Genomic DNA, 2795 nt, shown 5'->3' with positions numbered 1-2795 from the left:
CCGCGCACGTCGGCCAGCGGGTCGGTGTAGCCGCCGTCGGCGCTCCAGGCGGCGGCGACCGCCTTGGCGAGCGTGTCCGGCTCACGCGCGTTCCACGCCTCCAGGTAGCGGGCGACGGCGGACTCGTAACGGTCGGTGCTCTCGGACATGGCTGATCAGCCTCCGGCGAAAGGGATACGGACTGGTCGAGGGCCGGATGCGGAGGTGCGGTGGCGCGTGCCGTCATCCGGTACCGCAACGATGCCCGGCGGCCCCGAAGGCGTCGATTACCTGCCGGGTAAGGGCGGCCGGGCGCCTTTCAGCCAAAGAGCTACGTGAATATGCCAAGAGACTGGCTGGAATGGCATGGTGACAGAGTGTCAGGAGTGGCGATACTCGATAAGCAGGGCGATTCAGCCACGCCCGAGTGCAGCACCACTGTGTACCACGGATGCCCGGTACGACCGTCGAGGGCGGACGAGCCGTGTGCAGTAAACGAGCCGCAAGGAAAGTGAGGCAGGCCCGGCAGCGAGCGTTGCAATGGGGGAGCGATCGTGCACGACGAATTCCTGTGCCACGTCACCGCGTACGGAGTGTGCGGGGGAAGACGCGTCGGCGTCCCCCTGGGAACCTACCGCGCTCCCACCCTGGCGCTTGCCCTGTGGTGGATGCGGGACCGTGCTTCGTGGATGGCCGAACGGCTCGACCCGCAGCCCGAGGACCCCACCTTCCCGCCGAACTCGATCGCCCCGGTGTCGGACACCGTCCCCGACGTGCCCAGCATGCTGCGCGCGTGGTGCGGAGACAGTGGTCAACAGGAGTTGGTCGCAGAGGAGTTGGCCGCCGGGAAGCTCGTCCGCATCGCCACGAGCGACGACACCACCGAGTACGAGCTGCTCGCCGAATCCGTGGACGCGCTGCGCATGCAGCGGACCGCCGCCGTACTCGGCACCTCCGCCGCCTGACCGCCCGGCGGCCCGCTCTCCGACCACGGCACACAGAGGACGGACACGTCAGATCACCGTCGGTCAGGTCGTCGGCGTCCTCGGACCAGAGTCGCGTGGCCCAGCGACGTGCGAGCTCTTCGAACCGGCAGTGACGCTCTGCCATGCTGCGTGCCATGTCCGCACGAAATCGAAGACTGTCCCGACACCGTGCCTGGCCCCTGACCACCACCGACATTGACCAGTGTCTCGGCCCTTGCATGAGCCGCGTCACGGACCTGCGGTTTCTCAGTGGGCATGACGGCGGGACCATCGTCCTGGGAGCGGCATGGGTCGCGCCGAACCCCCATAACTACGGCCGCGGCATCCACCCGGACACAGTCGGCTTCCGCATGGACGTCCACCCGGTCGACGCCACTGACCGTGCTGCCACCCGCGCTGTTCTACGAGCGCAAGCCCTCCCGCAACTCCACGACTGGATCACGCGGGCGATCGCTGCCGACGAGACCTGGCAATTGACTGACCATCAGCACCACTGGCGGTATGCCGACGGCCACCTCATGCACCGCGACGAAGCGTGAACCGAGTCCGGACGACGACGCCCCCCACATCTGCGAGGTCACACGCGCGGGTTCACAACCAACCGAAGGGGCCACACTCGGAAGTCAGGACATGACCTTGGGAAGTCTTCCCCGCGCTGTTCGACCGCGCATCGTGACCACGAGGCTTCACTTACTCAAGGTGGAGAGCTGCCAAACGTGGCAGTCGGCGAGTCATTTCGTCCTGGCCGTCGAAGTCGAAGTCCAAGCGCGGTCCAGCTCCGGGTATCGGATGGTGAACGTGTCGTCGGGGAGTTGCTCACCGGTCGCCGTGATGTGTGCGTTCCAGACGACGCTCAGCGTCTCCTCACCATCGAGAGAGGCGGTTGCCCGCAGTCGGCCGGTGCACTTCCCGCAGTTCGGGGTCAGCGTCCAACAGCTGATCCTGCGTCAAAGACAATTCCCCGGGGTCTCGGGTCAGGGCCTCAGCCCGTCCGTACCACGAGGGCGTAGTCCCCGAGCCCGATCAGCAGTTCGCCGGGGAACTCGCCGGACGTCGTGCGGATCTCCTCGATCCGCCCGGTGGCGGGGTCGAAGGCGATGTCCCGCACGGTCCCGCGTGCGTCTCCGCTCTCGGTCAGGACCCGCGCGCCGAGGGCTTCGTGGTGCGGCGGAGCCGGGGGCGTGAGGGTGTCGAGGACGGTGTCCGAACGGACCAGGACGGCGTCGGGACCCACCGCGTGCAACCCGTCCCAGGGGAGCGAGGTCTCCTTGCGGCCGCGCGCCCGCGCGATCCGCAGCCGGCTGACCACCCCGGCTTCGACGTCGATCGAGAGCGACTTGACCACACCGATCCGGGTCGCCTCCCCGAGGGTGACGACCGGCAGGCCGTTGATCCGGGAGAACAGCGTCACGGTGTCTCCCCCGTCGCGTGGAACGCGTCGACCTGGGCGGCGAAACCCGCCAGGTCGTCGGCGACGAACCGGGTCGCGTCGGCCGGGATGACGAGCGCCTGCCCGGACACGGCGAGGGTCTCGCCCCGGGGGACGAACACCTTGCGGCGACGGCGTCCCGGACCGGACTTCGGCGTCTCGCGGGCGGCGATCCGGAATCCCACCACACGCCCGCTGGTGCCCGCCTCCACGACGAGGTCCAGTACGGTGCCGACCTCCGTGCCCGCGTCCGTGAGCACCTTGGCGCCCACCACCCGGCCGTGCGCGGCCTCGCCGCGCGCGACCACCGCGGCCGGTTCGGCGAGGACCTCGCGGCTCCGGATCATGACGGCGTCATGGCCGACCGAGTGCACCGCGCTCCAGGGCAGGCTCTGCTTCAG

At 68.9% G+C, this 2795-nt stretch carries 4 protein-coding genes and 1 pseudogene; 2 read left to right on the top strand and 3 right to left on the bottom strand.

Annotated features, from left to right (window positions below; genetic code table 11):
- Nucleotides 1-149: pseudogene (locus ABZV34_RS38250) on the bottom strand (nuclear transport factor 2 family protein); the annotation flags it as partial.
- A 384-nt stretch (nucleotides 150-533) separates the two neighbouring features.
- Between ABZV34_RS38250 and ABZV34_RS38245 the strand changes: the two are divergent.
- Together ABZV34_RS38245 and ABZV34_RS38240 are read left to right on the top strand one after the other, a co-directional pair.
- Nucleotides 534-944, top strand: a complete 411-nt coding sequence (locus tag ABZV34_RS38245) for a hypothetical protein (RefSeq protein ID WP_168526199.1) — start codon at nucleotides 534-536, stop codon at nucleotides 942-944.
- A 155-nt stretch (nucleotides 945-1099) separates the two neighbouring features.
- Nucleotides 1100-1504: a hypothetical protein gene (locus tag ABZV34_RS38240; RefSeq protein ID WP_356287544.1), complete on the top strand. Its 405-nt coding sequence runs from the start codon at nucleotides 1100-1102 to the stop codon at nucleotides 1502-1504.
- 443 nt (nucleotides 1505-1947) lie between these two features.
- Here ABZV34_RS38240 and ABZV34_RS38235 read toward each other — a convergent pair whose 3' ends face one another.
- Together ABZV34_RS38235 and ABZV34_RS38230 are read right to left on the bottom strand one after the other, a co-directional pair.
- On the bottom strand, nucleotides 1948-2376 hold the full coding sequence (locus ABZV34_RS38235; RefSeq protein ID WP_356287541.1) for a PRC-barrel domain-containing protein: 429 nt from the start codon (nucleotides 2374-2376) through the stop codon (nucleotides 1948-1950).
- Nucleotides 2373-2795 (bottom strand): PRC-barrel domain-containing protein (locus tag ABZV34_RS38230; protein ID WP_356287538.1); only part of this gene is annotated, 423 nt, incomplete at its 5' end. The genes ABZV34_RS38235 and ABZV34_RS38230, both read right to left, overlap by 4 nt.

The sequence above is a fragment of the Streptomyces sp. NPDC005195 genome, assembly GCF_040608315.1.
Lineage (GTDB): Bacteria > Actinomycetota > Actinomycetes > Streptomycetales > Streptomycetaceae > Streptomyces > Streptomyces kaempferi.
The sequence above is the reverse complement of the archived record's forward strand: the minus strand, read 5'-3'. Positions and strand labels throughout refer to the sequence as shown.

Bases quoted from the DNA above. Each gene is read 5' to 3' on its own strand.
- ABZV34_RS38240 (WP_356287544.1), top strand. From the start codon at position 1,100: ATGTCCGCACGAAATCGAAGACTGTCCCGACACCGTGCCTGGCCCCTG.